Raw genomic sequence first — 26,343 nt, 5'->3', positions numbered from 1 at the left:
GCTACGGATACACCCACTCGGCAAACAGTGCGTCAAGATCGCGCCCGCTCGCCTCTTCCATCGCGTGCTGCATGTCCGCGCTTTCGACCACGCCGCCGGCATTGGCCCGCGTGTACGTCGCGATCCCGCGCCAGAACGCTTCCTCACCCAGGGCCCGTCGCAGCTCGACGAAGAACAGCATGCCCTTGGAATACTGGATCGCGCGGCGCGTACGCAAATCCGGATACGCCGCCGCAAACGCCAGCGGCCTATCCCATCCCGCATCGCGCGCCCGCGTCCAACGCGTCGTCGCCAACCCGATCTCGCGCTGATAGTCCGCCTCGCCCCAGCGCTCCTGCTTCCAAGCCGCGACCATGAACGTCGTCAGCCCCTCGCTCAGCCAAAAGTGCGACCAATCCTTCGGCGTAATCAGATCGCCCCAATACGCATGCGCCATCTCGTGCGCCGCTGCCCAGTCTTCATGCGGATCGGTCAACACCGGCCGCACAACGTCATCGCCCAGGATCGCAAACCCCGCCCCCTCCTGCGCCGCGCCGCCTTGAACCAGCAGCTGCGTGTAGGTCGCATGCGGAAACGGCAAGCCAGCGCGACGCTCAAAGGACGCCGCCATCCGCGGCGTGTCGGCGAACATGGCGCGCAGATCCGCCTCGCTGCCGTGCATGCTGGCGTAGACGAAATCTGTTTCGCCGGCGCGCTCGCGCACCTCGGCCCAGCGCCCAGCGGCAAAACCCTGCACGTGCGCCGGATAAGCGTGCGCAATCTCAGTCTCAAGCGTTCGCCAGTCCTCAGCCTTGCGCCAATCCGAGAAGAACTCAAACGCGTCGCCCGGCCGATCCAATGCGCAGAACATCCAGTCACATGTGAAGTAGCTAGTGTAGAGCCCGTTTTCTTCCCAAACCAAACCGCGCGCGGGTGCGCCAGCATAGTTGAAGCGCAGCGTCACCAATCGCCCCGGCCGGATCGGATACGGAAAGGTGAAGACCACTTTCCCGTCCTCGATGCGCGACATCATCGGATCGCCATCCATCGTGGCTTCAGCAAGCGTCAAGGCGTTGGCGTCAAACCGCACTTCAGTGAGCTCGCGCTCGGCGCGCAGCGTCATGCTCTGCCAGCCCCCGATCGTCCGCGTCTCTGTGTCCGGTGTGACGGTGAGATACACGCGCAGCACATCGTAGCCGCCGTCGTGGATCACGCCCGTGGTCTGCCACCAGCCGAACCCGTTCATGCAGATTTCCCACTGCGCGCCGTCGACCTCCTGCGTGCCGATCTGACAGCGCGTCTGAGCGGTCGCGAACGTCTCTTGCCCAGTGTTCTCCCAGCCACGCGGACCGCTCGCGCATGCACCCAGCGCCAGCGCCAGAACCATCCCCCACAGCTTCGCCATCGCGCTCCCCACCTCCGTCGCAAACGTCTATGACACAGTGAGCGCCGGCCAGTCGTCGCGCCTGATCGGTTCCAATCTAACAAAAATCATAAGCACCGTTCGTCCCAACGTTGCTCACACCCTGGGCTTTGACACGATACACTCGCCGCCAAGGGCTCTGGGTTGATGGCAGCGATCTCGGAGGGACAAGCGATGAATGACGTTGCCGGCAGCCGCATCGAGCGGCTTCGCGAGAAATCCAAGGAATGGTTTGACCGCGCCACCGCGGCCGCGCCGGGCGCGCTGACCCTGCTCAGCGCAATCATCGCCATAGCCCTTGCGATCGTCGTCGCCTGGGCGGCCGTGCTGATCCTCGGCCGCGCTGGCGAACAGATCGCCGACACACTCACCAGCGGCGCGCCCCTGCTCGGCCAAGTGCTCGGCTACCTCTTCATGGCGGCGCTCCTTGCCGCCGGCGTCGGCCTCTTCTTCGTGACTCTCACAGCCGTGGTGCGGCTCTCGGCGTGGGCGCTGGCGGCGATCGCGTCGCGCACCGCCAACAAGACCTCACCGCAATCTGAGCGCTATGTGACCGCCGGCCTGATCGCGCTCCTGCCCGCGGCCGGCGTCTATTTCGTCGCCACACAGCCTGCGTTCCAGGCCTTGCCGCTCGAACTGAAGCAGCACCTCATCCCGGTGTTGTTGCCGTTCGCGATCGGCGTTGTCGCCGCGCCGCTCAGCAATCGCGGCCAGGCCATCACGCTTACGCTGCTCGCTTTGCTCACCGTCACCGGCATCGTCGCCGCGACCGGCTATCTCTCACCGTCGCCGCAACCAATGGCCGCCGCCTGGCACTGGGCCGACTTGATGCGCCAAAGCGAACCGCTTCAGCGCCTGTGGTGGATGCTGCTCGTGCTGTTCGCCGCGTTGATCTGGGTCGTCGCGGTATTCGCCGGATCGCGTGAAGGCTCGCTCGACGACCGGCCAAGGAGCAGCATTCGCTTCAACGACGTGCTGTCGCCCAGTCCGGCGTCTTGAACTGCTCAGGCCGGCGTCTCACGGCGCCGGCCGCCAAATGCGCTTTAGGGTCTTGAACGCGGCCGACGCGATCGCATCATAGGCGGATGACGCTAAGCACGCGCCGCGCCACCGCCGACGACGCCGCCGCAATGGCGGCGCTAATCAACGAGATCATCGCCATCGGCGGCACCACGGCCTACGAAGAGCCCTTCACGCCCGAGAGCATGGACCGCGAGTTCATCTCCCCGCCGTACCTGCTCTCTTGCACGATCGTCGAGGATGAAGACCGCTTGTTGGGATTCCAGGTTCTGTTGTGGCCCAACGCGGAAGAGCCGTTCCCTGATGGATGGGCCTACATCGGCACGTACGCGCGCGTCGGCCACACCGGCGGCGGTATCGGCCGCGCACTGTTCGCCGAAACCGTAAGAGCGGCGCGCGCCGCCGACATCAAAACCATCGACGCCACCATCCGCGCCGACAACGCCGGCGGCCTGGCGTTCTATAGCCGCATGGGATTTATCGACTACGACCGGCGCGTTGGCGTGCCGCTAAAGGACGGCACGCCAGTAGATCGCGTGCGAAAGCGCTTCGACCTTTCGCGCTGAGATCAGGTCTCAGCTGCGCCGGCGCGGCGCAAGTCCGCAAAGCGCTTGCGCAAGTTTGGTGTCCAAATCTCCGTTCGCGCCATCGCCCGACCGAACCAATCACGCTCGTCCCAGATCAATCGATCACGGATCGCTACGCGCTCAAGCGTCGGCCAATCACGGCACCGGGCAAGCGCCCAGATTTTCCAACGCGGTACAGTTACAGACCACCAAAGCCACGCCAAGACCAACGGCATTGCGAGCGCAATCACCGCGACACTGACGTTGAGCACCGGGCCAAGATTGATTTGAACCTCGTATCGCTCAACGAAGTAGAACTCGAGCCACCATCCGCCGAACAGAATAATCATGCCCGGCAGGTTCACAAACAAACCGCCGAGCGTGACGACACGCTCGGCGACCCGATACGTTGACACTTAGCCCAACCAGCTCGGCTTCTTGAACGGCTTGCCCAAATCCTTCGCCACCGCCTCGTGCGCGATCGCGCCTTCGTACACATTCAAGCCATTGGCCAAGTGCGGGTCGTCGATCAGCGCTTGCTTGTAGCCCTTGTTGGCCAGCGCCAGCGCGAACGGCAGCGTCGCGTTATTCAACGCAAACGCCGAGGTACGCGACACCGCGCCCGGCATGTTGGCGACGCAATAATGGATGATGCCGTCGACGATGAAGGTCGGCTCGCTGTGCGTGGTCGCCTTCGACGTTTCGAAGCAACCGCCTTGGTCGATCGAAATATCCACCAACACCGAGCCCTGCCGCATCGTCTTCAGCATGTCACGCGTAATCAGCTTCGGCGCAGCGGCGCCGGCAACCAACACGGCGCCGACCACAACATCCGCTTCCTTAATCGCTTCCGCGATCGCCGCAGATGTCGAATACACCGTTTCCAATCGCCCGTTGAACTCGCGGTCTAGCTCTTCTAAGCGCGCCGGATTCTTATCGAACACCGTCACGCGCGCGCGCATGCCGACAGCAATCTGCGCCGCATTGTAGCCTGAGACGCCAGCGCCAAGGATCACGACATCCGCCGGCCGCACGCCCGGCACGCCGCCCATCAGCACGCCACGTCCGCCGTGCGCCTTCTCCAAGAAATAGGCGCCAACCTGAATCGACATCCGGCCCGCGACTTCCGACATCGGCTTCAGAAGCGGCAGGCGGCCATCACGATCCGTCACCGTCTCGTATGCAATGCACGTCGCGCCCGACTTCATCAGGCCTTCCGCCTGCTCCGGATCCGGCGCGAGGTGCAAATACGTGAACAGCGTGTGCTTCGGCTTCAGCCGCGCGATCTCAACCGCCTGCGGCTCCTTCACCTTCACGATCATCTCGGCCGTTTCGAACACCGCGTCCGCGTTCGGAAGGATCTTCACGCCGACCTTCTCGTAGACGCTGTCCGGCGCCCCGATGCCCTCGCCGGCTTTCGTCTCCAGGAACACTTCATGCCCAGCGCGGACCAGCTCCGCCGCACTCTCAGGCGTCAGGCCGACGCGATACTCATGAACCTTGATTTCCTTCGGGCAGCCGACGCGCATGAGATTCTCCTATTGCGCGCTGAATTATCCCAAAGCGCGTGCATTTTCTTGGATATTTCGCTATAATCAGAGCAAATCACGCTAAGATTATTGCACCATGACCGCTTCCACGGAAAATTCTCCCGTCCAGCTCGACGATTTCGACCATAAGATCCTGATCGAGCTCGAACGCAACGGCGTCCTCACCGCCGCAGCGTTGGCGGAACGCATCGGGCTCAGCCCATCCGCCTGCCACCGCCGCGTCAAAGCGATGGAGGCCGCCGGCGTCATCGAGGGCTACGCGGCGATCCTCTCGGAGAAAGCGCTCGGCCGCAGCGCCACCGTGTTCGTCGCCGTCACGTTGGAAAATCAGCGCAGCGAAACCATGGCCAGCTTCGAACGCGCCGTCGCCAAATGCCGAGAGGTCCAGGACTGCCACTTGATGACGGGCGAGAGCGACTACCTGCTCCGCATCACCATCGGAGAAGACGACGGCTACGAGCGCGTCCACCGCGAGACGCTGTCGCGTCTCCCTGGCGTCCGCCGCCTCGTTTCGAACTTCACCATCCGCACCGTGTTCAGGCGCGCGGCGTCAATCGCGCACTAAGCGAATATGGACCGCCGGCGCCCTCGCCGGCCAGCGCTGGCGATTGCCGGCGAGGGCGCCGGCGGTCCATAAAACCGGCGAAGAGGAAACGCCCGCATGTCCGATCCCGTCGTCATCCCGGTCCCGCCCGAATGGGCCGCGCGCGCCTACGTCGATGACGTGAAATACAAGGCGATGCACGCCAGCGCGCTGGCAGACCCCGAAGCGTTCTGGGGCGTGCAAGGTCAGCGGCTCGATTGGATCAAGCCTTACACCAAGGTCAAAGACACGAGCTTCAACGAAGCTGACTTCCACATCCGCTGGTACGAAGACGGCGCCTTGAACGTCTCCGCCAATTGCATCGATCGCCATCTCGAAACACGCGGCGATTCTGTCGCCATCATCTGGGAAGGCGACGATCCTAACAATTCATCGCAAATCACCTATCGCGAACTCCACGCCGAAGTCTGCCGCTTCGCCAACGTGCTGAAAAAACGCGGCGTCGGCAAAGGCGACCGCGTCACCATCTACATGCCGATGATCCCGGAAGCGGCGTACGCGATGCTCGCCTGCACACGGATCGGCGCCATCCACTCAGTCGTGTTCGGCGGCTTCTCACCGGAAAGCCTCGCCAACCGTATCAAGGATTGCGACTCCAAGACCGTCATCACCGCCGACGAAGGCGTCCGGGGCGGCAAGATCATCCCGCTCAAAGCCAATGTCGATGCAGCGCTCGAGCACGCGAGCGGCGTCACCAGCGTCATCGTCGTCACCCGCACCGGCGCCGGCGTCTCGATGCAAGACGGTCGTGATGTCGTCTACGAAGACGAAGCCGCCACCGTCTCGGCCGAGTGCGCGCCCGAACCAATGAGCGCTGAAGATCCGCTCTTCATCCTCTACACGTCAGGCTCCACCGGCAAACCGAAAGGCGTGCTGCACACCACGGGCGGCTATCTCGTCTACGCCGCGATGACGCACCAATACATTTTCGACTACAAAGACGGCGAAATCTTCTGGTGCACCGCGGACGTCGGTTGGGTCACCGGCCACACCTACATCGTCTACGGTCCGCTCGCGAACGGCGCGACGACGCTGATGTTCGAAGGCGTGCCAAATTACCCGACCGTGTCGCGCTTTTGGGAGGTGATCGACAAACACAAGGTCAACACCTTCTACACCGCGCCCACCGCGATCCGCGCGCTCATGCGCGACGGCGAAGAACCCGTGAAGCGCACCTCGCGCGCAAGCCTCCGCCTCATCGGCACGGTCGGCGAACCGATCAACCCAGAAGCCTGGCTCTGGTACTATCGCACAGTCGGCGACTCCCGCTGTCCCGTCGTCGACACCTGGTGGCAAACCGAAACCGGCGCGTCCCTGATCGGCAACCTCCCCGGCGCCACCGCGATGAAGCCAGGCTCCGCGACACGCCCCTTCTTCGGCATCAAGCCCGCGCTCGTCGATGACAAAGGCGAATTCCTCGACGGCGCTGCCAGCGGCAATCTCGTGCTGCTGGATTCCTGGCCCGGCCAAATGCGCACCGTGTACGGCGACCACAAACGCTTCTTCGAAACCTATTTCCGCACTTACCCCGGCATGTACTTCACCGGCGACGGCTGCCGCCGCGACGAAGACGGCTACTACTGGATCACAGGCCGCGTCGATGATGTACTCAATGTCAGCGGCCACCGCATCGGCACCGCCGAAATCGAAAGCGCGCTCGTCGCCGACACCAAAGTCGCCGAAGCCGCCGTTGTCGGCTACCCGCACGACATCAAAGGCCAAGGCATCTATTGCTACGTCACGCTCAAAGCCGGCGTCACGCCGAGCGACGACCTCAAGCGCGAACTGATCCAAACCGTGCGCCGCGAAATCGGTCCAACCGCCTCGCCCGACATCATCCAATGGGCGCCAGGCCTACCCAAAACCCGCAGCGGCAAAATCATGCGCCGCATCCTGCGCAAGATCGCGGAAAATGACGTCAGCAATCTCGGCGACACGAGCACGTTGGCTGATCCGAGCGTTGTGGATGATCTTGTTGCCAACCGAGCTGGCGCGTGAGTGACCCCAACGTAGAGCGCGACCTGATCGCGCTCGGCGTGCCGCGACACGTCGCGTCATATGTCGCTGAGCAGCGGCCGCTTCGAATACCATTGTTGAGTAGCGTCGGCGTGCTGGTTGTGATGATCGGCGGTTTCGCCGTCGGCACGATATTGTGGGCTGTGTTGGAAGCACTGTTGGAGCTCAATGCTCGTGCCGCCGCGGAGACATCTGGCGCGTTACTCTACCATCACAATTTCGGCATCGGCCTGCTCATCGCGCTGTTTGCATGGATCGGCGCGAGCGGGGTCATCATCGGCGTGATTCCGATGCTGTCGCGACGGCTCGCAGCCGGCGAGTTCTACGAAACCATCGTCGGCTCCGCCAATGCACCGGATCAGCGCAGCGAGCGTAGCGCTCGTTGGGGTATCCGGCGAATGATGGAAGAGCTTCGGGACGAACACGACCCAGCCCGATATGTTAGTCGCGCAACCTTTGCCTGGATGAAACCAGCGGCCATCGTTGCGGCCAGCGCTTTAGCTCTTGCAGCCATCGTCACGTTCCGCGAACTCAACACTTACACTCTATACTTCGCCGATCATTATGAAGAGCGACACACGTTTCTTCCGTCACCCACGATCCGGTCTTGGTCTGACGCAACGCGCGTGGAAGTCGGCTGCAATCATGTTTCAAGAGAGTCCGACGATCCGGTCTACGAGGTTCACTTCCGCGATGGCGGCAGCACGCGTATCGACAGCGCGTTCCCGGTCTCGAACACCTGGGTCGATCAGGTTGAGATCATTGATGCGACCCTTGTCAGCATAGGCGCACGCTTCGAACCTTGGTCCTGGCTTGATCGCGATGCCTATCATCCACGCTGCTTGATGGCGAACGCCGTGTGGTTGGGTGACGAGCAGTATGCACGTTTCCGCCGCCTCATTCGCGCACCCGACTCGCCGCGTGACTTGGTTCATGACTGACCTCGCCGCCGCCCCGCGCCGACACATTAGCGCGAACTACGTCGCCATGCTCGCGGTCGGCATGGTCGTCGGCGCCGGTATCTTTCGTTCGCCCGCCGCCGTCGCCGAAGCCGCCGGTTCACCGGAATGGTTGTTCGCCGCCTGGGCGCTCGGCGGACTCATCACGCTCGTCGGCGCGCTCTGCTACGCCGAACTCGCCACCGCCTTCCCGCATCCCGGCGGCGACTACCACTTCCTCCGCCTCGCCTACGGCCGCAACTGGTCGTTCCTGTTCGCGTGGGCGCGCTTCACCGTCATCAACAGCGGCTCCGTAGCGTTGCTCGGCTACGTGCTCGGCGACTATCTCAACGTTGTCATTCCACTCGGCACAATCGGCCCGCCGCTCTACGCCGCGCTTTCGGTGATCATCCTAACCGCGTTCAATCTCCGCGGCGCCGGCAAAGGTCACGACGCCGCCGACTACAGCCTCACCGGCCTCGAAGTCGTCGGGCTTCTCGCGATTGTCGCCGCAGCGCTCGCGCTGATCCTGCAAGGCGTGCCCGCCGTCGAAGGCCTCAACCTCACCAATATCGCCGCACCACCGCCAAGCTTCGGCTACGCGCTCGTTTACGCCCTGCTCGCGTTCGGCGGCTGGAGCGAAGTCGCGACGCTTTCCGCCGAAGTGCGCGATCCAAAACGCGGCATGCTGCGCGCGCTCGTGATGGCGGCGGCGCTGATCACCGTACTCTATCTCGCTGTGAACTGGGCATTCTGGTACGGCCTCGGTGTCGAGGGCCTCGCCGCCTCCACCGCGCCCGCCGCCGATCTCATCGCCAAAGCCTTCGGCCCGTGGGCGGGCGTGATCACCGCGCTCGCCATCGCGTTTGCCGTCATCACCTCGATCAACGCCACCATCGTCGTCGGCGGTCGCACAACTTACGCCTGCGCGCACGATTGGCCCGCGCTCAAACGGATCGGCCGATGGGACGAGAAACGCCAAATCCCGTCCGCCGCAATCTGGGCGCAAGGCATCATCTCACTCGCACTCGTGGTGTTCGGCGCGTTCTACCAAGGCTTCGCGACACTCGTGGACTACACCGCGCCCGTCTATTGGCTCTTCCTCGCCATGAGCGGCATCGCCGTCATCGTGCTACGCATCCGCCAACCCAACGCCGAGCGCCCGTTCAAAACACCGCTCTACCCCGTGCTGCCGATCCTGTTCGCGCTTTCCAGCGTCGCGATGCTCTGGTCCGCGTTGAGCTACGTCACGGCGGAAACCGGCGCCGGCGCGCTCGTCAGCCTCTGCGTTCTCGGCTCCGGAATCATCGCGCTTTTCTTCGTTGCGCGCGCCAAACCGGCTGCTTCTCCGCCGAACTAACCGCGCCTTGCGACCAACTGCTTGAGCAAACGGCGCCGTCGCCTTGTATACAAGCGCCATGAAACTCACCGCCGCAGTGTTCGCCGTCGCCACCGCCTTCATCGGCGCCGCGCACGCCGAGACTGACATTCGACTCGAACCAACCGCCTGCTCAGGTTGGACAACAGTCGCTGAAACGGTCACCGCCGACTGCGGCTATCTCCATGTGCCTGAGAACCGCGCCAATCCGAACAGCCGCAACATCGCCATCGCGTACATGCGCCTGCGCAGCGCCGCCGCCACGCCAGCGACGCCGCTGATCATCATGATGGGCGGCCCCGGCGTGCGCTCGATCCCCGCGCGCATCCCCGGCCCGCATCCCGTGCTCGAAACGCGCGACCTCATCTATCTCGAGCAACGCGGCACAGTGCTAACCAATCCCGCACTGCGCTGCCCCGAATACAACGCCGCCGGACGCCGCGCCGGCACAGGCCAGATCGACGGCGACGCCCTCGCCCGCGCGCGCATCGCCGTGACGCGCACGTGCGCCGACCGCGCCCGCGAAGCCAACATCGATCTCACCGGCTTCACCTCCACGCAGGTCGCCGCCGACATCGAAGACCTCCGCCGCGCGTTTGACTACACCCAAGTCAATCTCTACGGGCTCTCCTACAGCGGCCGCGTCATGCTGCAGGTCGCGCGCGATTTCCCAACATCCGTGCGCGCCGTCATCCTCAACACGCCGATGCCGGCGGAAGTGAACTACGACGAGTTCGGCTCAACCAACATGCGCCGTTCGCTCAACATGGTGTTCGACGCCTGCGCCACCGACGCATCATGCGCGCATGCCTATCCCAACCTGCGCCAGCAATTTACCGACATCATCGCCAGCGCCCGCCGCCGCCTTCGCACCATTTCGATCGAAGATGCGTCGGACCCTTCCGGCCACACCAATGTCCGCGTCACACCTTGGGTGCTCACCACCGCGCTGCTCGATCAGCTCTACGACAGGCAATCCATCGAGCAACTGCCACGCCGCATCGACGCCATCGCGCGCGGCGAGACCGGCGCACTGCGAGAAATCCTCGATGGCGGCGCGTCGAACTATCCTTGGCTTCAGCGCATCGCTATCTGGTGCAACGAAGAATACGCCTTCGAAGATCAAGCCGCGATCCGCCGCCAACGCACAGATTTTCTCGAATTCTCCGGCGTCGATCAATCCACCGTGCCGCCCGGCGTCTGCGACTCCGCCGGCCTCCGCGCTGCCACACCGCGCGACAACGAGCGCATCACGAGCGAAGCGCCCGTCCTCATCTTCTCCGGCGCGTTCGACGCTGCCACGCCGCCCGCATGGCAAGCCGCCATGACCCAAACCTTGCCGAACGCGCGCCACGTCATCTTTCCATGGGCGTCACACGGCGCCGGATTCAGCCGCTGCGGCTGGGAAATGACGCTCGCTTTCCTCGCCGACCCGCAAGCGCCGCTCAACGCTGCCTGCGTCGCCGCGCCGGATCGCTTAAATTTCGCGCTACCCGAAGCGCCCTAGGCGCTAGCGCGATCCAATTCCGCGATGTCGTCCGCACTCAACTCAAGCGCCAAAGCTCCCATCAGCTCTTTCAACTGATCGACACTGGTTGCGCTCGCAATAGGCGCACCGATCGCCGGCTTCGCCATGATCCACGCCAGCGCAATCTGCGCCAACGTCGCGCCCGTGCGCGCACTCACCGCATCCATCGCCGCGAGCACAGTCGGCCCATTACCCTCAAGATACTTGTCCATGCGCCCACCCCGCACGCTCTTCGTCTTGTCCTCGGCGCTACGATATTTCCCGCTGAGATAGCCGCTCGCCAGCGCGAAGTACGTGATCAACGACACGGTTTCGCGCTCACACAGCGGCATCAGATCCGCCTCAATCTCGCGGCTCATCAACGAATATTCCGGCTGCAGCGTCTCGATCCTCGGTCCGCCCGCAGCGATCGCTGCCTGCATCCGCGCCGGCTTGAAGTTCGACAAACCAACAGCGCGCACCTTGCCGGCTTTCACCAACTCACCCAGCGCGCCCATGAACTCTTCCGGCGCCGTCTCCTCGTCATCGCGATGCAACTGATAGAGGTCGATCGTCTCGATCCCCAGCCGCTTCAGCGAGTCATCGCACGCATCGAGAATGTTCTGCCGCGTCAGCCCCAGCCTTTTGTCCCACATGCCGACTTTGGTCGCGAGCACCACCTTCTCGCGCCGCCCACCGCCAAGCGTGAACCATTTGCCCAGCACAGTCTCGCTCTCGCCACCGGCATGCCCCGGCACCCAGCTCGAATACACATCCGCTGTGTCAATCGCGTCTCCGCCCATATCCACAAACGCATCCAGCACCGCGAACGACGCCGCTTCGTTGGCCGTGAAGCCAAACACATTGCCGCCGAGCATAAGCGGCGTGATCTTGATCCCGCTGCGTCCGAGTTCGCGCTTCTGCTGCATCATGCCGCTCCTACCTGGACGCCAGCGCGCCACTCGCTATCACTAGCGCCCTACCTAGGAGCGATCATGCGCTGGCTCAATGTGGCGACCGCCCTTTCCGGGGCCATTGCGCTCATCATGCTGGTGATCGCGTCGCACGCGCTGCATCCCGCGCCGGAGGATCTCGAGCGCATCCATCTCGGCGCCTTCATCCAGCTTATCGCCGCCGCCGCCGCACTCGCCATCACCAACCGCGACGGCGTGCTGAACCTCATCGCCGGCGCCATGATCCTTGGCGGCGCGGCTTTGTTCGCGACCGCGCTCTACATTCTCGCCATCACGCATTCGAGCGCGCTGATCATGCTGGCGCCCGTCGGCGGCATCACGTTAATCGCCGGTTGGGTCGTACTTGCCCTCACGAAACCGCGCGACTGAACTCGAAATCGCCACGCGCAGCCCTATTATCGCGCTCATGATTCCAAACACCGCAACGCCCACTCCCGCGTCAAGCGAATCCGCCGGCCCCACGCTCGCCGAACAGCTGCAAAGCTTCATCAACGGCGTGCTGACGCTCGACCCGGAGCAAGCCGCGATCCGTGGCGGCCTTTCGGTGCTCGTGTTCGTCGGCGCGCTGCTGCTGATGTGGGGCTTGCATCTGGTGCTGAAGACGCTGGCCGAGCGCCTCGCGCCGCCCGATCCCAACGCTCCACCACGGAAACGCGTCGCCATCGGCCGCTGGAGCAAGCGCATCGCGCGCGCCGCCATCTTCGTCACCGCGCTAATCATCGTCGCCCGCGTCTGGGGCTTCGACCTGGAAACACTCACCAAGGGCCGCGTCGGCGATGTCCTCGCCATCGCCGGGCGCATCTTGCTGATCATCGTGCTTTCGCTCGCCGCGATCGAGCTCTCGCAACTCGCCATCCGCCAAGTCTTCTCCCGCGTCGCCAGCCGCGCCAAGAACGTACGCCGCGCCTCGCAAGTCCGCACACTCGCGCCCGTGCTGAGCGGCGTCGCCACCACAGCGCTCGTCATCGCCGCCACCATGATGGCGCTCTCCGAGATCGGCGTGGAGATCGGACCACTGCTCGCTGGCGCCGGCATTGTCGGCCTCGCAATCGGTTTCGGCGCACAGACCGTCGTGAAAGATTTTCTCACCGGCATCTTCCTCATCATCGAGGACGCGGTCTCCGTCGGCGACGTCGTCATGATCGCCGACTTCGGCGGCACGGTGGAGGAAATGTCGATCCGCACCATCAAGCTGCGCGACTTCGACGGCACGCTGCACATCTTCCCCTATTCCGAAGCGCAAGTGATCCACAACCGCACCAAGAGTTTCAGCTTCGCCGTGTTTAATCTCGCTGTCTCGCATGGCGCGGATGCAATCGCCGCGCTCGATCTGATGAAACAAACCGGCGATGACTTGAAAGCGGAAGACTCGTTCGCGCCGTTCATTCTCTCGCCCATCGAGGTGGTTGGCGTTGATCAGCTCACCGATGCGGGCGTGACTTTGAAAGCCCGCATCAAAACCGCGCCGGGCAAGCAATGGATGGTGCAGCGCGAATACCTGCGCCGCATCAAGCTCGCCTTCGACGCCGCCGACATCGATCTAGCCGCCAAGCAGACCGTGCTTGTCATGCCGGAGCCCTCCACCAGGTAGTTCGTCGCCATCTCCGCGCCGTTCGTCGCACACGCTGACACAGTGCTGAAACACGGCGCCTTTAGCGTGCGCGGCTTGGGGAGATTGCCAATGCACCGCCGCGCATTCCTGTTTGCCGCCGCCGCAGCGCCGTTCGGCGCGCAAATCGCATTCGCCGAAGACACAGCAACCATCCCGCTCGATCTCCGCCGTGGCCAACCACGCGTGCGGCTCTTCATCAACGGCGCCGATCAAGGCGAAGCCATTTTCGACACCGGCGCCTCCGGCTCCGCCATCCATCGCCCGCTCGCCGAGCAGCTGAGCTTGCCCAACGAAGGCGTGGCTGGCGTGCGCAGCGGCGCCGGTGGTGAAACCATCGAAGGCTTCATGACCACGGTGATCAACGCCGCCATGAACGGCGTCGCCGTGCCGGACTTCCGCGCCATCGCCATTCCGATGCTCCGGCCCGACACGGTCGCCGTGCTCAGCGCCAACATCTTCACCGGCAATCTGCTGCTGCTCGACTTCCAGAACGCGCGCATGCAGCCGCTGACGAAATCATCCGCCACCATTCCCACCACCGAAGCCACGCCCTACGACGACGGCCCGCGCCCGCTGCCGTCGATCTGGGTCACGCTCCCCACCGGCCAACGCCTGCTCGCGCATCTCGACACCGGCTCTCCCGCCAGCCTCGCGCTTCCGCGCGAAATGGCTGACACTTTGCCGCTCTCAACGCCGCTGGTCGAAGCCGGCCGCGCGCGGCTCATCAACGGCGAGCGCACACTCTATCGCGCCACGCTCAACGGCGCGGCCCAAGTCGGCCCACTCAACATCACCAATCCCGAGATCACCTTCATGGAGGGTCTGCCGCACGGCAATGTCGGCATGGAGCTGCTACGCCAGCTCACAATTACGCTCGATCCCGCCGAGCGCCGCCTCTGGGTCACACCGCACGCCTAAGCCGGACAGTGCGCATCCTGCTCCGCGCGCTGGAAGCGCCACTCCATCGACTCGGTGCGCCCGTCCATCGGGCCTTCAATCCGCGCCACCATCACGTCGCCATCGCGCTCATAGACGATGCGTTGCGGAAAATCGTGCTGCGGGTTCTCGAACACCACGCGCTGATCGGCATAGCTCGTCATTGCGAACGCCGTCGGCGGCGACGCGCCGTTCGGCATCGAGTAATAACTCAAACCGCCGTCTTCGTTCGCCGCGATGCGCAAGAACTCAAACCCGCCGCCACTTGAATTCGCACCGAGCAACGTCCCCGTGCCAGCGCCGATCCAGCTCTCCGCCGTCTCGCGCCCGTCAACACACGAGAGCCAATAGCCGCTGATCCAGTCGGGCGACGTGCTCGCCGCCCCTTGCGCCGAGACTCCGCACGCGCTCAAGCCCAACGCGAAACCGATTGCCGCCAAAATGCGCACGCGCGTCTCCCCTGATCCAAGCCTGCACCTAGCGCGGCCCGGCGCCATCCTTCTTGTAAGTTTCCGACATCAGCGCTTTCGCCAAGCCAACACGCTGCGCCGCCCATTGCCGCGATGAGAGCCCAAGATAGCGCCGAAAATCCCGCGCCATCTGCGGCTGATCGAAATACCCCGCCGCCAGCGCCGCCTCGACCCATCCCGGCGGCCCTGGCCGCTCTATCGCATCGAACACGCGGCGAAATCGAAACACGCTCTGCAGCTCTCGCGGCGAGATCCCAACCTCCGCCTTGAACCGCCGCTGCCATTGCCGCTCGCTCAAGCCCGATGGCGCCGGCGCCTCGCGCTCTGCCTCGAGCGCTTCCACAGCGGCGCGCACATGCGGATCGATCGACGCATTCCAAACCCGCGTCGCGACGTAGTCCTGCGCGGCATCAACCCAAGACCCTGATTCGACTGAAGCCTGCGCACGCGGAAGCATCGCAGCGGCTTTGCCGTCTAGCGCAGCAAGATCAACCCGCTTGTCCGTCGCGCCGCTGGCATCCGCGCCCAAGAACGCCCGCGCTGCCCACGGCTGAAAGCGCACGCCAACAACGCCGGTCTCGCCCTGCGCAACCAGATTCAGCGGCTCAGTGATCTGCCCCGCAAACAGCACGCGCGGCTGCACCACATCGCCGCCTTCGCCGCGCTCCAGATACGGCGCCCGCACGTGCACGATCAGTTCGCAGCATCCATCCGGCGCGATCGGCTGCGGCGCGTCATCCGCCGGCGCAACGAACGTCCACACGCAACGCACATAATCCCGGAGCGCCGGCCGCGGCGGATACTCGCGATAGTCCGGGGCAGTCATCGCTCAGGTCGGACCCGGCGGATCCAGCACGTCCAGCTTGCGCTTGATCGCCTCGACATCGCGCTGCATCGACACGACGCGATCGAACATGGTCCACACGCCCACGCCCAGCGCCACAAGCAGCACAATAATGGTGTAGTCCGCAGGCGTGCCCATGGCGTCTCCGTCGCGCCGCACTGTGGCAGGAGTGCGGCGCGCGACAAGTGTAACCAACGTCGCTAGTGTCGCCTCGCTTTCCAGGCGAACAACACACGCATGACCCGCACCATCTCCATCGCATCCCGCTTCAACGGCCCGCCCGGCTCAGGCAATGGCGGCTACGTCTGCGGATTGCTGGCGAAAGAAATCGACGGCCCCTCGCAAGCGATTTTGCGTGTGCCCCCGCCACTGGAAAAGCCGCTCACTCTCGAAGCCGATAGCTACCTCGCCACACTGCACGATGGCGACGTCCTCGTTGGCGAGGCTAAACCCGTCGCGTTCGATCTCGTCGCCCCGCCTGCGCCTACGCTCGCCGAGGCGCGCGACGCAGCAAAGCGCTACGCCGGCTTTGCCGACCATCGCTACCCAACTTGCTTCGTCTGCGGCCAGTCACGTCCCGCGCACGACGGCCTCGACCTCTTCACCGGCAAAGTCGAAGGCCGCGACATGGTCGCGTGCACTTGGACTCCTGGCGCCGATCTCGCCGACGCAAACGGCATCGTCCGCCCCGAATTCATCCACGCCGCACTCGATTGCCCAAGCTATTGGGCGCTCACGCATGCCGGCAAACCGGCGCTCCTCGCAAGCCTCACCGCATCGATCGACGCAGCACTCCCGCGCACCGGCGAAGAGCTGATCGTCGCCGCCTGGCCGATCCGCGAAGACGGCCGCAAGCACTGGGGCGCCGCCGTGCTCTACACCGCGCAAGGCGCTGTCATCGCGCGCGCGGAAGCGCTTTGGATCGAACCGAAACAGGCCTAGGAGCGTTGCCACACGAGGTGACGCCATGACCGACTCTCAAGCCCTTGCGACCCGCATCGCAGCCCGCATCGTTGGGCCGATCCTGCTCCTGGCCGGCGCCGTCGTGATCGCGCGCATGGACGACATCGTGCTGATCGTCCCCGGCATCCTCAGCGACGGTCCGCTCGCTTTCGTCACTGGCATGTTCACGCTCATCTGCGGCGTCACATTGTTTGTCTTCCATCATCACTGGAAAGGCCTTCCCGCCATCGTCATCTCGCTCCTCGCCGTCACCACCATCATCCGCGGCGTGCTGTTGATGTTCGCACCCAGCATCATCGCCGGCCTCGCGCACGCCGCGATCACAGGCGCCGGCCCCGCGCTCATCATCGCCGGACTCATCGCACTCCTGATCGGCGCCTGGCTCACCTTCGTCGGCTGGTTTGCAAAGCCTACCGCCGCCGTCTAGGCTCACGCCGTGCTCCGGGGAGACAGCATGAACGAAGCGCAAGTCGCCGCTACACGATTCTGCGCCCGCGTCGCGGGACCCTTCCTCATCCTCCTCGGCCTCATGATCTTCTCGCGCTACGAGACGTTTCCGATGCTGATGCCGACGATGATGCAAGACGCACCGCTGGTCATGATCACCGGCATCTGGACGCTCGTGCTCGGCCTCGTCTTCTACACCGCGCACCACCATCTGGGCTCCGCCGCCGCCACGCTTCTCACCATGCTGGCGCTCATTCTCGTCGTCCGGGGCGCCATGCTGATGGTGATGCCGGAAGTTTTGATCAACATCGCCGGCCAAGTCGCCGACACCCACCCCATGCTGCTGGGCATCACGCTCGTGCTGGGCCTGCTCGGCGCCTGGCTCAGCTATGTCGGTTGGTTCGCCAAGAATGTCTGACGCGCGGTGACCGCGCGACGATCCAGCGACGATCCCGTCTCCCGCCATCTCGCGACGGGCGAGCGCGTCGTCTGGCGCCATCAGCCCGCGGCGCACGCGCTGTTCCGCAATCGACTTCCCGTCGTCGTCATTGTCTGGGCAATGACGGCATTCGTCATCGTGATCGGTTGGAACGTCGTCTCGAGCGCCATCCCGGAATCGTTTCCCGTAGCGCTCGATCCGTGGCTCGCGCTTCCCGCTGGCGCCCTGCTCTTCTCCCTGGTGCTGAGCTTCTTCTTCCTGCGCGCCGCTTGGGAGCACACATCCGCCCTGCTCGATAGCTGGAGCACGCACTACGCGCTGACGGATCGCCGCTTCATCATCGTGTCGCGGCGCGGCTTGATCGACTACGACGCGTCCTACTTCCACGTCATGGACGCGCGCGGCGGCGGCTCTGACGCCCACGTGCTGCTGTTCGACTACGGCCCCTCCGGCAAACACAAGCGCGACAACTTCCGCGGCCGCATCGCCGGGCTCCCCGACGCACAAAAGCTGAAGCAGCTGATCCAGGATACGCTCCGCCCTTGAAGCGCGCGCCCCCGGGGCGTAGAGCAGCGTCATTCCCGGGGGGCCGCACGCGGCTGAGATTGGGCAACCCGCCCTGACCCGTCGAACCTGAACCGGTTAGCACCGGCGGAGGGAGGAGCGCTTATGAATAAGCCCGAGAACCAAGCCGCGTTTACACCAGCGGTCACGACCGGCCCGCTCATTGGCTCTCGTAAAGTGTACGCGTCCGGCTGCGCGCATCCGGATCTGCGTGTGCCATTCCGCGAAGTCGCGGTGCATCACACCGCCAACGAACCACCAGTGACGATCTACGATCCATCCGGCCCCTACACCGACGCCGACGCTGCCATCGACATCAACACCGGCCTCGCCCGCACGCGCGAAGCGTGGGTGCGCGCGCGCGGCGACGTCGAAGAGATCGAAGGCCGCACCGTGCAGGACGTCGACAACGGCAACGTCTCACCCGAAAAACTCACGCCCGCCTTCCCGGTGATGAACAAAGTGCTCCGCGCCAAAGCTGGCGCCACGGTTACGCAGCTCGAATACGCCCGCCGCGGCATCATCACGCCGGAGATGGAATACGTCGCCATCCGCGAAAACATGCGCCGCGAAGCAACGCAGCCCTTCATCCGCGACGGCGAAGACTTCGGCGCATCGATCCCCGATTTCGTCACCCCGGAATTCGTCCGCGAAGAAATTGCCCGCGGCCGCGCCATCATTCCGGCCAACATCAACCACGCCGAACTCGAGCCGATGATTATCGGCCGCAACTTCCTCGTGAAGATCAACGCCAATATCGGCAACAGCGCCGTCACCTCCTCCATGGCCGAGGAAGTCGACAAGATGGTCTGGGCCATCCGCCACGGCGCCGACACGGTGATGGACCTCTCCACCGGCCGCAACATCCACAACATCCGCGATTGGATCATCCGCAACAGTCCAGTACCCATCGGCACCGTGCCAATCTACCAGGCGCTCGAAAAAGTCGACGGCGTCGCCGAAGATCTCACCTGGGAAGTCTACCGCGACACGCTGATCGAACAGGCCGAGCAAGGCGTCGACTATTTCACCATCCACGCCGGCGTGCGGCTCGCCTACATCCACCTCACCGCCAAGCGCGTCACCGGCATCGTCAGCCGCGGCGGCTCGATCATGGCCAAGTGGTGCCTCAGCCACCACAAAGAGAGCTTCCTCTACACCCACTTCGCAGAGATCTGCGAAATCATGCGCGCCTACGACGTGAGCTTCTCACTCGGCGACGGCTTGCGCCCCGGCTCCATCGCCGACGCCAACGACGCCGCGCAATTCGCCGAACTCGAAACCCTCGGCGAACTCACCAAAGTCGCCTGGGCGCACGGCGTGCAAGTGATGATCGAAGGCCCCGGCCACGTCGCCATGCACAAGATCAAAGCCAACATGGATAAGCAGCTCGCCGTCTGCGGCGAGGCGCCCTTCTACACGCTGGGCCCCCTCACCACCGACATCGCCCCCGGCTACGACCACATCACCTCCGCCATTGGCGCGGCGATGATCGGCTGGTTCGGCACCGCGATGCTCTGCTACGTCACGCCGAAAGAACACCTCGGCCTGCCCGATCGAGACGACGTTAAAACCGGCGTCATCACCTACAAGCTCGCCGCCCACGCCGCCGACCTCGCCAAAGGCCATCCCTATTCGCGCACGCGCGACGACGCCCTCTCCCGCGCAAGATTCGAATTCCGCTGGGAAGACCAGTTCAACCTCGGCCTAGACCCCGACACCGCCCGCGCCTACCACGACGAAACGCTGCCCAAAGACGCGCACAAAACCGCACACTTCTGCAGCATGTGCGGCCCAAAATTCTGCAGCATGAAAATCACCCAAGACGTCCGCGACTACGCCGCGAAAAAAGAAGAAGCCGAACGCGGCATGGCCGAGATGAGCGAAAAATTCAAAGAAGTCGGCAGCGAAATCTACGTGCATCCGACGGGCAAAAAGCGCGCCCCGATCGACTAGCGCCGCCGGCGTTTGCAGGTTGGAGCGCGCGGCTCCGCCGCGCATGCGGCGCGGAGCGCCGCGCTCCCATTCTTTGACGATTGCGCTCCACCCTCACCCTGCCCTCTCCCTCCCAAAGGAGGGAGAGGGTTCAGAGTCAAGCCGCCCCGCGCACGCGCGCATCGCGCGCGACGCTGTCATCCAGCACGCCGGCGACATCCCACGCGCCCTCGGGCCGCAGCAGCACCAGCGGCGGCGCGTTCAACGTCACAGCATCGGCGCACGCCGGCAGCTCCGCGATCACCTCGACATAGTCGCGATCGGAAAACCGAAACGGCGGCCGCCCCTCGCGCAAGCGAAACCCAGCGCAGCGTTCCCAAAACCCAAGCAGCCGCGGCTCGATATGCCCCAGCACGAAGCGATAGCCCTTGCGCGCCGCGATCGCCGCACTGGCGCTCCACAACGCATGCGCCACGCCGCTCTCGCGATAGCGCCGCAGCACCGCCGCGCGCTCCAATTTAGCGAAGCCCGCAAACCAACGAATCCGGATCGCCCCCACCGGCTCGCGCCCGATCCGCGCCACCAGATGCGTCGCGCCGCTGAGATCATTGCCGTCGAACTCTTCCTCGAACGGACAATCCTGCTCGCCCATGTAAACGATGCCGCGCAGCGCATAGATTTGCGGCAGCTGGTCGAGCGTGCGCACGACGCTGACCTCCACCGCCGGGCGCGCTGCGTTCATGCCGCTTCGGCGGCCGACGCGTGCAGTCCGATCAGCGGCTGATCACGCCCCTCATAGCGCGCCAGCGACGGATCGCCCGCCACCGGCACAAAGCCGAGCGAGCCGAAGATCAGCCGCGCGCCGTCATCCGTCGCCGCGCGCGTATAACCCGGCAGCGCCCAGAACAACGTCTCGCGCACCGCGACCGACGCTTTCACCGCGCGCCCCGCGCCGCGATCGGTCGAGCCCGCGAAGCCCCACGCATACCCGCCCGCCGGCTTCTCGCGCGGCCGGCAGATCAGCTCGGGATCGATGTTCAGCGTATCGAAGCGCCCTTCGTCGAGCGCGCGCATGCCTTCGGCGCGCACCAGGAAGAACGCCGTCATGCCGGTGACCACGCCACGCTCGCGCGCAACGAACACGCTGGCGCCCGTGATGTTCTGCACCTGCTGCAGTGTCTCGACGCTGACGACATTCTCGGAAATCGTCGCCGCACAGAGCGCGCGCGCATGCGCGATGTCTTCCGGCCCCGCCAACGACACGCCGCAATACGCCGCCACCGCGTTGATCATCCGCGGATCAGAACACCGCCCCTCCGCATCAACAAACCGCGCAAACCCAGACAAATCCATGCAGAACGGCCCTTTTCGGCATTACACCCTATGGTTGTAATGCCGATTAGCCCTTTGCCGCAAGCCAGAAGTTAGGGTCAGGCGCACCAAGAGAAGGCGGTTAGTCATCTCGCAAGAACGGCGGGATTCCGGGACCGTAGATGTAGCCGTCGGAAATGTAGAATTTTCCGCTGTCTTTCGGGCCGTAGATATAGCCGTCAGAGATATAGTACCTGCCGCTATTGCGCGGTCCATAAATGTATCCGTCCGAGACATAGAATCGGCCGCTGTCGGTTGGGCCGTAAATATAATCATCGCTGATATAGTACTGCCCACTCATCGTACTACTCCATTTGTCGGAACCAATCTCTCAGGCTGAGGTGCAGACGCACGACTTCGTCATCGGCCAGCGCCTTACAATGAGCGATCGGCGCGCGGAGAGTATTGAGGTTCGCGAGCACTCGCTCGACCGCCCGAAGATCACGAAACATATCGCCAAATACATCCCAATTGATCTTTATGATTTCACCGAGCTCTCCGAAGTTCGTGTAGTCAATCAGATCCGCAGATCGGGGCGTAATTGCCGTGCTCGTTTCCTTGTTCTTATTTGCTTGCGCGTTCTTCCGCACAGCCTCGGGCACTTTCTCGTCCCACCAGTTGGAAGAGTGCTCTTTCATGCGCTCGACGATCACTGTCCGAATGGTATTCTCCAGACAGTAGAAGATCGCGTAGTGACCAGCCATGGCAGCAGCTTCGTCCCTGAGCTTCTCAGAGAACTGCGGGTAATAGGCCTGATCCGTGTCCTCCTGACCACGTCGGCGATGGCCAAGATCAACATCAATTGAGTCCTCGACTCGGCGGAGTTCCGACTCGATCGCGAGGTTATTCAAACCGAACAGGCGAATGGCATCTTCGGCTCGCACTAGGGCCTCAACAGATTTTCTTTTAAAGAACGGAAGATGGCCGCGAAGACATCAGGATTTGTCGTCTCGGGCAAAACGAGATTGATCGTGTAAGCCAAGTTCAATCCAACATCTGCGCCGGCAGACACGCGCGGCGTATGAACCGGGAGTTGACGTTCTTGCTCCACCGCGGAGAGAGGCGGCTTTGCCCTCTCTCCACCAGCGTCAAGTGATGCTTCAAAATCGGCCATTTGCTTCAACGCCCAAAAAGTCGAGAGCGTAAACTCGACGGTGCGATCATCTTTTGCACCGCCGGTAACCTCCATGATCAATGCTTGAACCTTGTCCTTCGAAAGGTCGCCCGCGTAGACACTGCGATCAAAAAGTTCTGAGTACGCCGTGCGCATTCCTTCTGCGACGGCAGCACCCTGCGTCGCTGGATCGCGAAACCGATCGTACAGCGGGGTAGGCGTGCCGTCAGATGCCAAGAAGCCCATCCGCTTAAGCAGCGGGATTATCGGCATCGAACCGCCGCCCGAGTGACCAAGCTTGTTGGCAAGGAAATCTTGGGTAAATCGATCCGGTCGCCTCGCCTCCTGCATCTTTGCAAGAATTTTTGGGATCACACCCGGCGAGGTCATATACGGAAGCTTGGCTGCAGCCATTGGTTGAAACCTTTCTCGATTTGTTCCTTATCCGATTCGGCCTGGGAACAAAAGGGGGATGTGCGGCAATCCGTATGCCGCTTGACTTGGTCTGATTATTGGTTCTTATGAACCATACAGTGGTTCTAATGGACCAGGAGTTGGACGATGAGAACTGCAAGCGAAGTCGCCGCCTACGCCAGCCTGATGTTTATAGAGTTTGCTCAGCCTCGAATGCGAGTTTCAGAGCGCACATTGCGGGTCATAGGAAAGCGCACCTACCTCCGTGACGCGCACCTGGCGGAAGTCGACGAAGCTCTTCGGGAGCTTGGCTTAACAATGGTCCGCACCGACAGGGGATTTGTTGTTCTAAAAGTTCAGGGGCTCGAAAGCGCGAAAGCCTACACCTTCAAGTCGTTCAAGAACTCGCGTGCGTGGCCGCAGATTGATCAAAATCATCCGGAGTCAGTCTGGGCTCTCGCGCTCGGAATGCTCGAAACAGATCCCTCCGAGGAAGACGAACAGAGCTGATGCAGCAAAGTTGGATGGCTAGGGAAATGCGCTCAGTGTCAATCATGCCCCTCGCCCTCCTCCTAACCGCCTGCACCCCGCCCGCGCCGCCGACTCAGCCTGCGGCTGAGTCACCAGCCGCGCAGTCGTCAGCCACAGCATCAACCAACACCACCATCCGCGATCCCAACGCGCTCTCCGACAATCCCGCGTTCACCTGGGACGATGTCGACCAAGATCCCGAACTGATCGGCCGCTGGTTCTACACTGCGTCCGGCGACGGCGCGTTCACCAGCGCGGCGTTCGGCGGCGAGGAGACCGAAGCGTCGTTCACCTGGGTCTGCAATCGCGCCAGCCGCACGATCGCGCTCACGCGCGACATCGAGCTCACGCCCGATCAACCGACCGGCCTCGGCATCATCACCCCCGGCGCGCGCTACGTGTTCGACGCGCGCAGCTTCAACGAAGGCCTGCCGAACATCTCGGCGCAAGTCCGCGCCATCGATCCCCGTCTCGACGCGATCGCCGCCAGCGCCGAAGGCTTCGCCGTCCAAGCCGCCGGCGACACCACCCGCATCCGCCACGACGCGATGCTCCAGCGCGTGCTGGCGGATTGCCGAAGCTAAATCCGGAGGATTGCACCCGTCTAGAACCCTCTCCCTCCAATGGGAGGGAGAGGGCAGGGTGAGGGTGGAGCACCACCGTTTCCACAAAGAACGCCGCACCTTTCACTGCGCCAACCGCGTCCAACTCCAGCGCTAACCCTCACCCTGCCCTCTCTCGCTCGCGCGGGAGAGGGTTCATTGAATCCGACCGCCCCCACCCCGCGCTAAACTCCCCGCGCAAATGTTCGACACCCGCCACACCAATCGCCGCCACTGGCAAATCGCGCAGGATTTCATCCTGACGCTGTTCAACCTGTTCGGCGCGCCGCAAGAGATCGCGGCGGAGCACACGCTGCTGCGCGATCAATGGCGCCTCATCACCAAATGGCTCCGCGCTGGTGAAACGCTAATGCGTCAACTCCTGCTGCTCGAAGCCGCAGCGCTGCCAAAACCAAACACGCGCCCGCTCCTCTGGCCGCGCCGCACGCGAAAGCGCCGCGAAATCGGTTTCAGCGCCGACGCGCCGGAAGATTGGCGCGTGAGCTTTCGGTGTTTCTCGCTCTCGGACCGCCGGCTTCCAGCCGGCAAACCGGCGTTGCAACCGGCGCAGGCCGGTGAAAGTCGAAACACCGAATGCCGGCAGGAAGCCGGCGGTCCAAGAGAGCGCCGCTTCTACTCCGCCTGGCCCCTCGCCGAGCGTGCCGAAGCGCTGCTGCGCGTGTTCAACGATCCCGCACCCTACGCCAAACGTCTCGCCGCCCGCCTCTACGCCACGCCCCATCGCGCGCGGCCGATGCTGCACTACGCGGCCGAGCTGATCCCGCTCATCGGCGAAGACGATTTCTGGGTCTCGTACGACGCGGCGCTCACAGCCAGCGGCGCATTCGACTCCACCTAGCACCGGCGCTTGATCTTCCAGCGCCCGCGCCTCACCTAACCCTTATGCTGGAGCTCAAACCCTCCCCGATCCCGCACGCGCCGCCCGCGAAGGGCTGGCGCAACTATTACCGCGTCTATCGCGTGCTCGACATTTTTCCGCTCGGCACGCTGTTCCCTGGCATCCACGGCGGGCCAGACGTGTTTCCGTCAAAGGAAATCGCCGACGAAAAAGCGCTCCGCTTCCTCAACATGGTCAACCCGCCCGGCCGCTGGTTCATGGATCACGCCGGCGCCTACCCCGAGGGCGACAAAGCGAATTGAGCGCGCGCTGCATCCAATCGCGCCGGGCGAGCATCTCCGGGACATGATCCGAAACGCCCTCCTCTCCGCCCTCCTCCTGGCCGGCTGCTCAAGCGCCGCCTCCACCGCGGTTCCCGCCGAAGCCACCGACCCGGTCGGCCGCACCGCGTTCTACGTCCGCTCGAACCAAGACGGCACCATGCCGGAGCGCATCATCATCCACCGCGAAAGCCGCGCCCGGGTCGCGGTATCGAAGCAAGTCGAAAACTGCACCAACGCCGCCTACGTCACAGCACAATTCGATCTCACCCGAGGCGAAGCCTCGCAACTAATCGGCGGCCGCCTAACCCGCGAAAGCACCCAAGAAGCCTTCGCCACCTTCAACGCGAACTTGAACGATCGCACCATCAACGTCGAAGTGCCCCAAGCCAGCGTCTACGAACGCCTCGAACGCATCCCGGCGCCCTACCGTCTCTACGATTTCGATCTCGCCGACATCTCCGCCATGATGGAAGGCCGTGCGGCGCCGCGCGAAAACTTCGCCTTCTTCGTCGTCCTCACCTGGCCAGACGAAAGCGGCAGCGGCCCATTCGTCACCAGTCGCGGCCGCGCCGATGCTACTTTCATCGGCGAAGCGCAACGCCAGAACCGCGACACGATCCGCTACGATGTCGGCGGTGCGCTCAACGGTTCACTCTGGCTCGATGCCCGCGAAGGCTACGTCGTCGAAGCCCGCTTCAACGAACCGAACCATCCGGGCTACGACAATTATTCGCTCGTACTGCAACGCGTCGCCGATGGCCACGAAGGCGAACAAGCCTGGCGCGATGCGCTGGCGGCGCATTGGCAAGGCTGCCCCTAAATCGCCACGACTGTGAAACGATCGCGAAACACCGCCGCAACGGAGCGCAGCTAGAAACATTCTCGAGCAAACGAGGATGACGCAGATGCAAGGCCAAGCCATTCTGATCACCTGGATGTTGGCAATTCTGCCCGCTTTCGCACT

The 26,343-nt window shown here is 63.7% G+C and carries 31 protein-coding genes and 1 riboswitch; of the genes, 20 read left to right on the top strand and 11 right to left on the bottom strand.

Annotated elements, in window-relative coordinates; all coding sequences use genetic code 11:
- Position 1 precedes the first annotated feature (1 nt).
- Complete coding sequence (locus tag DSM104635_RS00495; RefSeq protein WP_158764302.1) at positions 2-1,384, bottom strand: M1 family aminopeptidase; 1,383 nt, start codon at positions 1,382-1,384, stop codon at positions 2-4.
- Positions 1,385-1,576: 192 nt separating this feature from the next.
- Between DSM104635_RS00495 and DSM104635_RS00490 the strand changes: the two genes are divergently transcribed.
- Both DSM104635_RS00490 and DSM104635_RS00485 read left to right on the top strand, forming a co-directional pair.
- Positions 1,577-2,401 (top strand): hypothetical protein, encoded by an 825-nt coding sequence (locus DSM104635_RS00490; protein ID WP_158764301.1) that lies wholly within the window; start codon positions 1,577-1,579, stop codon positions 2,399-2,401.
- An 86-nt stretch (positions 2,402-2,487) separates the two neighbouring features.
- A complete protein-coding gene (locus DSM104635_RS00485; RefSeq protein WP_158764300.1) occupies positions 2,488-2,988 on the top strand; it encodes a GNAT family N-acetyltransferase in 501 nt (166 codons plus the stop codon).
- Positions 2,989-2,990: 2 nt separating this feature from the next.
- Here the strand turns inward: DSM104635_RS00485 and DSM104635_RS00480 are convergent, their stop codons facing one another.
- Both DSM104635_RS00480 and ald read right to left on the bottom strand, forming a co-directional pair.
- On the bottom strand, positions 2,991-3,404 hold the full coding sequence (locus tag DSM104635_RS00480) for a hypothetical protein (protein WP_158764299.1): 414 nt from the start codon (positions 3,402-3,404) through the stop codon (positions 2,991-2,993).
- Positions 3,405-4,517 (bottom strand): alanine dehydrogenase, encoded by a 1,113-nt coding sequence (ald, locus tag DSM104635_RS00475; RefSeq protein ID WP_158764298.1) that lies wholly within the window; start codon positions 4,515-4,517, stop codon positions 3,405-3,407.
- A 97-nt stretch (positions 4,518-4,614) separates the two neighbouring features.
- Between ald and DSM104635_RS00470 the strand changes: the two genes are divergently transcribed.
- The 5 genes from DSM104635_RS00470 to DSM104635_RS00450 all read left to right on the top strand — a co-directional run bounded on the left by DSM104635_RS00470 (position 4,615) and on the right by DSM104635_RS00450 (position 10,981).
- Positions 4,615-5,103 carry an Lrp/AsnC family transcriptional regulator gene (locus tag DSM104635_RS00470; protein WP_158764297.1) on the top strand — a complete coding sequence of 163 codons (489 nt, stop codon included), beginning with the start codon at positions 4,615-4,617 and terminating at the stop codon, positions 5,101-5,103.
- Positions 5,104-5,199: 96 nt separating this feature from the next.
- Positions 5,200-7,140, top strand: coding sequence for an acetate--CoA ligase (acs, locus tag DSM104635_RS00465; protein WP_158764296.1), 1,941 nt, complete (start codon positions 5,200-5,202; stop codon positions 7,138-7,140).
- Complete coding sequence (locus DSM104635_RS00460) at positions 7,137-8,099, top strand: hypothetical protein (protein WP_158764295.1); 963 nt, start codon at positions 7,137-7,139, stop codon at positions 8,097-8,099. Before acs ends, DSM104635_RS00460 begins: the two co-directional genes overlap by 4 nt.
- A complete protein-coding gene (locus DSM104635_RS00455) occupies positions 8,092-9,456 on the top strand; it encodes an APC family permease (RefSeq protein WP_158764294.1) in 1,365 nt (454 codons plus the stop codon). Before DSM104635_RS00460 ends, DSM104635_RS00455 begins: the two co-directional genes overlap by 8 nt.
- A 58-nt stretch (positions 9,457-9,514) precedes the next feature.
- The gene (locus DSM104635_RS00450; RefSeq protein ID WP_158764293.1) at positions 9,515-10,981 is read left to right on the top strand and encodes an alpha/beta fold hydrolase; all 1,467 of its coding nucleotides are present in this window, start codon (positions 9,515-9,517) and stop codon (positions 10,979-10,981) included.
- Here DSM104635_RS00450 and DSM104635_RS00445 read toward each other — a convergent pair.
- Positions 10,978-11,910 carry an aldo/keto reductase gene (locus DSM104635_RS00445; RefSeq protein WP_158767968.1) on the bottom strand — a complete coding sequence of 311 codons (933 nt, stop codon included), beginning with the start codon at positions 11,908-11,910 and terminating at the stop codon, positions 10,978-10,980. The genes DSM104635_RS00450 and DSM104635_RS00445 overlap by 4 nt on opposite strands.
- Before the next feature lie 66 nt (positions 11,911-11,976).
- On the opposite strand from DSM104635_RS00445, the gene DSM104635_RS00440 reads away from it, so the two are divergent.
- The 3 genes from DSM104635_RS00440 to DSM104635_RS00430 all read left to right on the top strand — a co-directional run bounded on the left by DSM104635_RS00440 (position 11,977) and on the right by DSM104635_RS00430 (position 14,485).
- Positions 11,977-12,324, top strand: a complete 348-nt coding sequence (locus DSM104635_RS00440; protein ID WP_158764292.1) for a DUF423 domain-containing protein — start codon at positions 11,977-11,979, stop codon at positions 12,322-12,324.
- A 37-nt stretch (positions 12,325-12,361) separates the two neighbouring features.
- Positions 12,362-13,546: a mechanosensitive ion channel family protein gene (locus DSM104635_RS00435; protein WP_158764291.1), complete on the top strand. Its 1,185-nt coding sequence runs from the start codon at positions 12,362-12,364 to the stop codon at positions 13,544-13,546.
- Between the two features lie 90 nt (positions 13,547-13,636).
- Positions 13,637-14,485, top strand: a complete 849-nt coding sequence (locus DSM104635_RS00430) for a pepsin/retropepsin-like aspartic protease family protein (RefSeq protein ID WP_158764290.1) — start codon at positions 13,637-13,639, stop codon at positions 14,483-14,485.
- Here DSM104635_RS00430 and DSM104635_RS00425 read toward each other — a convergent pair.
- From DSM104635_RS00425 to DSM104635_RS00415, 3 genes are read right to left on the bottom strand one after another with little or no spacing between them, the layout of a single operon-like run.
- On the bottom strand, positions 14,482-14,952 hold the full coding sequence (locus tag DSM104635_RS00425; protein WP_158764289.1) for a DUF6265 family protein: 471 nt from the start codon (positions 14,950-14,952) through the stop codon (positions 14,482-14,484). The two genes, DSM104635_RS00430 and DSM104635_RS00425, sit on opposite strands and share 4 nt — an antisense overlap.
- Positions 14,953-14,980: 28 nt before the next feature.
- Entirely contained in the window at positions 14,981-15,799 is an 819-nt protein-coding gene (locus tag DSM104635_RS00420) for a helix-turn-helix domain-containing protein (RefSeq protein WP_158764288.1), read from the bottom strand.
- A 3-nt stretch (positions 15,800-15,802) separates the two neighbouring features.
- Complete coding sequence (locus tag DSM104635_RS00415; protein WP_158764287.1) at positions 15,803-15,955, bottom strand: hypothetical protein; 153 nt, start codon at positions 15,953-15,955, stop codon at positions 15,803-15,805.
- A gap of 99 nt (positions 15,956-16,054) precedes the next feature.
- Here DSM104635_RS00415 and DSM104635_RS00410 point away from each other — a divergent pair, with 99 nt between their 5' ends.
- From DSM104635_RS00410 to thiC, 5 genes are all read left to right on the top strand, one after another.
- On the top strand, positions 16,055-16,759 hold the full coding sequence (locus tag DSM104635_RS00410; protein ID WP_158764286.1) for a hotdog family protein: 705 nt from the start codon (positions 16,055-16,057) through the stop codon (positions 16,757-16,759).
- A gap of 25 nt (positions 16,760-16,784) precedes the next feature.
- Positions 16,785-17,207 carry a hypothetical protein gene (locus DSM104635_RS00405; protein WP_158764285.1) on the top strand — a complete coding sequence of 141 codons (423 nt, stop codon included), beginning with the start codon at positions 16,785-16,787 and terminating at the stop codon, positions 17,205-17,207.
- A 27-nt stretch (positions 17,208-17,234) separates the two neighbouring features.
- Complete coding sequence (locus DSM104635_RS00400; RefSeq protein WP_158764284.1) at positions 17,235-17,645, top strand: hypothetical protein; 411 nt, start codon at positions 17,235-17,237, stop codon at positions 17,643-17,645.
- Positions 17,646-17,651: 6 nt separating this feature from the next.
- On the top strand, positions 17,652-18,212 hold the full coding sequence (locus DSM104635_RS00395) for a hypothetical protein (RefSeq protein ID WP_158764283.1): 561 nt from the start codon (positions 17,652-17,654) through the stop codon (positions 18,210-18,212).
- Between the two features lie 26 nt (positions 18,213-18,238).
- Positions 18,239-18,343, top strand: a riboswitch (TPP riboswitch).
- Positions 18,336-20,186: a phosphomethylpyrimidine synthase ThiC gene (gene thiC, locus DSM104635_RS00390; protein ID WP_158764282.1), complete on the top strand. Its 1,851-nt coding sequence runs from the start codon at positions 18,336-18,338 to the stop codon at positions 20,184-20,186. (Overlaps the previous riboswitch by 8 nt.)
- 136 nt (positions 20,187-20,322) lie before the next feature.
- Here the strand turns inward: thiC and DSM104635_RS00385 are convergent, their stop codons facing one another.
- The 4 genes from DSM104635_RS00385 to DSM104635_RS00370 all read right to left on the bottom strand — a co-directional run bounded on the left by DSM104635_RS00385 (position 20,323) and on the right by DSM104635_RS00370 (position 23,064).
- Entirely contained in the window at positions 20,323-20,907 is a 585-nt protein-coding gene (locus DSM104635_RS00385) for a GNAT family N-acetyltransferase (RefSeq protein ID WP_158764281.1), read from the bottom strand.
- Positions 20,904-21,458, bottom strand: coding sequence for a hypothetical protein (locus DSM104635_RS00380; RefSeq protein WP_158764280.1), 555 nt, complete (start codon positions 21,456-21,458; stop codon positions 20,904-20,906). Before DSM104635_RS00380 ends, DSM104635_RS00385 begins: the two co-directional genes overlap by 4 nt.
- Positions 21,459-21,841: 383 nt before the next feature.
- Entirely contained in the window at positions 21,842-22,420 is a 579-nt protein-coding gene (locus DSM104635_RS00375) for a Swt1 family HEPN domain-containing protein (protein ID WP_158764279.1), read from the bottom strand.
- The gene (locus DSM104635_RS00370) at positions 22,420-23,064 is read right to left on the bottom strand and encodes a DUF5343 domain-containing protein (protein ID WP_158764278.1); all 645 of its coding nucleotides are present in this window, start codon (positions 23,062-23,064) and stop codon (positions 22,420-22,422) included. Before DSM104635_RS00370 ends, DSM104635_RS00375 begins: the two co-directional genes overlap by 1 nt.
- Before the next feature lie 147 nt (positions 23,065-23,211).
- Between DSM104635_RS00370 and DSM104635_RS00365 the strand changes: the two genes are divergently transcribed.
- From DSM104635_RS00365 to DSM104635_RS00345, 5 genes are all read left to right on the top strand, one after another.
- Positions 23,212-23,574 (top strand): hypothetical protein, encoded by a 363-nt coding sequence (locus DSM104635_RS00365; RefSeq protein WP_158764277.1) that lies wholly within the window; start codon positions 23,212-23,214, stop codon positions 23,572-23,574.
- A gap of 44 nt (positions 23,575-23,618) precedes the next feature.
- A complete protein-coding gene (locus tag DSM104635_RS00360; RefSeq protein ID WP_158764276.1) occupies positions 23,619-24,179 on the top strand; it encodes a hypothetical protein in 561 nt (186 codons plus the stop codon).
- Positions 24,180-24,399: 220 nt separating this feature from the next.
- Positions 24,400-25,056, top strand: a complete 657-nt coding sequence (locus tag DSM104635_RS00355) for a hypothetical protein (protein ID WP_158764275.1) — start codon at positions 24,400-24,402, stop codon at positions 25,054-25,056.
- A gap of 44 nt (positions 25,057-25,100) precedes the next feature.
- The gene (locus tag DSM104635_RS00350; protein ID WP_158764274.1) at positions 25,101-25,358 is read left to right on the top strand and encodes a hypothetical protein; all 258 of its coding nucleotides are present in this window, start codon (positions 25,101-25,103) and stop codon (positions 25,356-25,358) included.
- Positions 25,359-25,401: 43 nt separating this feature from the next.
- The gene (locus DSM104635_RS00345) at positions 25,402-26,199 is read left to right on the top strand and encodes a hypothetical protein (protein WP_158764273.1); all 798 of its coding nucleotides are present in this window, start codon (positions 25,402-25,404) and stop codon (positions 26,197-26,199) included.
- Positions 26,200-26,343: the final 144 nt, after the last annotated feature.

It is taken from the genome of Terricaulis silvestris (genome assembly GCF_009792355.1).
In the GTDB taxonomy this organism is placed as follows: Bacteria; Pseudomonadota; Alphaproteobacteria; order Caulobacterales; family Aquidulcibacteraceae; genus Vitreimonas; species Vitreimonas silvestris.
The sequence above is the reverse complement of the archived record's forward strand: the minus strand, read 5'-3'. Positions and strand labels throughout refer to the sequence as shown.

Coding starts and splice junctions, on each gene's coding strand:
- DSM104635_RS00400 (WP_158764284.1), top strand. CDS start 17,235: ATGAACGAAGCGCAAGTCGCCGCTACACGATTCTGCGCCCGCGTCGCG.
- DSM104635_RS00345 (WP_158764273.1), top strand. CDS start 25,402: ATGATCCGAAACGCCCTCCTCTCCGCCCTCCTCCTGGCCGGCTGCTCA.
- DSM104635_RS00360 (WP_158764276.1), top strand. CDS start 23,619: ATGCCCCTCGCCCTCCTCCTAACCGCCTGCACCCCGCCCGCGCCGCCG.
- DSM104635_RS00420 (WP_158764288.1), bottom strand. CDS start 15,799: ATGACTGCCCCGGACTATCGCGAGTATCCGCCGCGGCCGGCGCTCCGG.
- DSM104635_RS00355 (WP_158764275.1), top strand. CDS start 24,400: ATGTTCGACACCCGCCACACCAATCGCCGCCACTGGCAAATCGCGCAG.
- DSM104635_RS00385 (WP_158764281.1), bottom strand. CDS start 20,907: ATGAACGCAGCGCGCCCGGCGGTGGAGGTCAGCGTCGTGCGCACGCTC.
- DSM104635_RS00410 (WP_158764286.1), top strand. CDS start 16,055: ATGACCCGCACCATCTCCATCGCATCCCGCTTCAACGGCCCGCCCGGC.
- ald (WP_158764298.1), bottom strand. CDS start 4,517: ATGCGCGTCGGCTGCCCGAAGGAAATCAAGGTTCATGAGTATCGCGTC.
- DSM104635_RS00380 (WP_158764280.1), bottom strand. CDS start 21,458: ATGATCAACGCGGTGGCGGCGTATTGCGGCGTGTCGTTGGCGGGGCCG.
- DSM104635_RS00415 (WP_158764287.1), bottom strand. CDS start 15,955: ATGGGCACGCCTGCGGACTACACCATTATTGTGCTGCTTGTGGCGCTG.
- DSM104635_RS00470 (WP_158764297.1), top strand. CDS start 4,615: ATGACCGCTTCCACGGAAAATTCTCCCGTCCAGCTCGACGATTTCGAC.
- DSM104635_RS00350 (WP_158764274.1), top strand. CDS start 25,101: ATGCTGGAGCTCAAACCCTCCCCGATCCCGCACGCGCCGCCCGCGAAG.
- DSM104635_RS00485 (WP_158764300.1), top strand. CDS start 2,488: ATGACGCTAAGCACGCGCCGCGCCACCGCCGACGACGCCGCCGCAATG.
- DSM104635_RS00365 (WP_158764277.1), top strand. CDS start 23,212: ATGAGAACTGCAAGCGAAGTCGCCGCCTACGCCAGCCTGATGTTTATA.
- DSM104635_RS00440 (WP_158764292.1), top strand. CDS start 11,977: ATGCGCTGGCTCAATGTGGCGACCGCCCTTTCCGGGGCCATTGCGCTC.
- acs (WP_158764296.1), top strand. CDS start 5,200: ATGTCCGATCCCGTCGTCATCCCGGTCCCGCCCGAATGGGCCGCGCGC.
- DSM104635_RS00455 (WP_158764294.1), top strand. CDS start 8,092: ATGACTGACCTCGCCGCCGCCCCGCGCCGACACATTAGCGCGAACTAC.
- DSM104635_RS00370 (WP_158764278.1), bottom strand. CDS start 23,064: ATGGCTGCAGCCAAGCTTCCGTATATGACCTCGCCGGGTGTGATCCCA.
- DSM104635_RS00435 (WP_158764291.1), top strand. CDS start 12,362: ATGATTCCAAACACCGCAACGCCCACTCCCGCGTCAAGCGAATCCGCC.
- DSM104635_RS00430 (WP_158764290.1), top strand. CDS start 13,637: ATGCACCGCCGCGCATTCCTGTTTGCCGCCGCCGCAGCGCCGTTCGGC.
- DSM104635_RS00405 (WP_158764285.1), top strand. CDS start 16,785: ATGACCGACTCTCAAGCCCTTGCGACCCGCATCGCAGCCCGCATCGTT.
- thiC (WP_158764282.1), top strand. CDS start 18,336: ATGAATAAGCCCGAGAACCAAGCCGCGTTTACACCAGCGGTCACGACC.
- DSM104635_RS00450 (WP_158764293.1), top strand. CDS start 9,515: ATGAAACTCACCGCCGCAGTGTTCGCCGTCGCCACCGCCTTCATCGGC.
- DSM104635_RS00445 (WP_158767968.1), bottom strand. CDS start 11,910: ATGCAGCAGAAGCGCGAACTCGGACGCAGCGGGATCAAGATCACGCCG.
- DSM104635_RS00495 (WP_158764302.1), bottom strand. CDS start 1,384: ATGGCGAAGCTGTGGGGGATGGTTCTGGCGCTGGCGCTGGGTGCATGC.
- DSM104635_RS00490 (WP_158764301.1), top strand. CDS start 1,577: ATGAATGACGTTGCCGGCAGCCGCATCGAGCGGCTTCGCGAGAAATCC.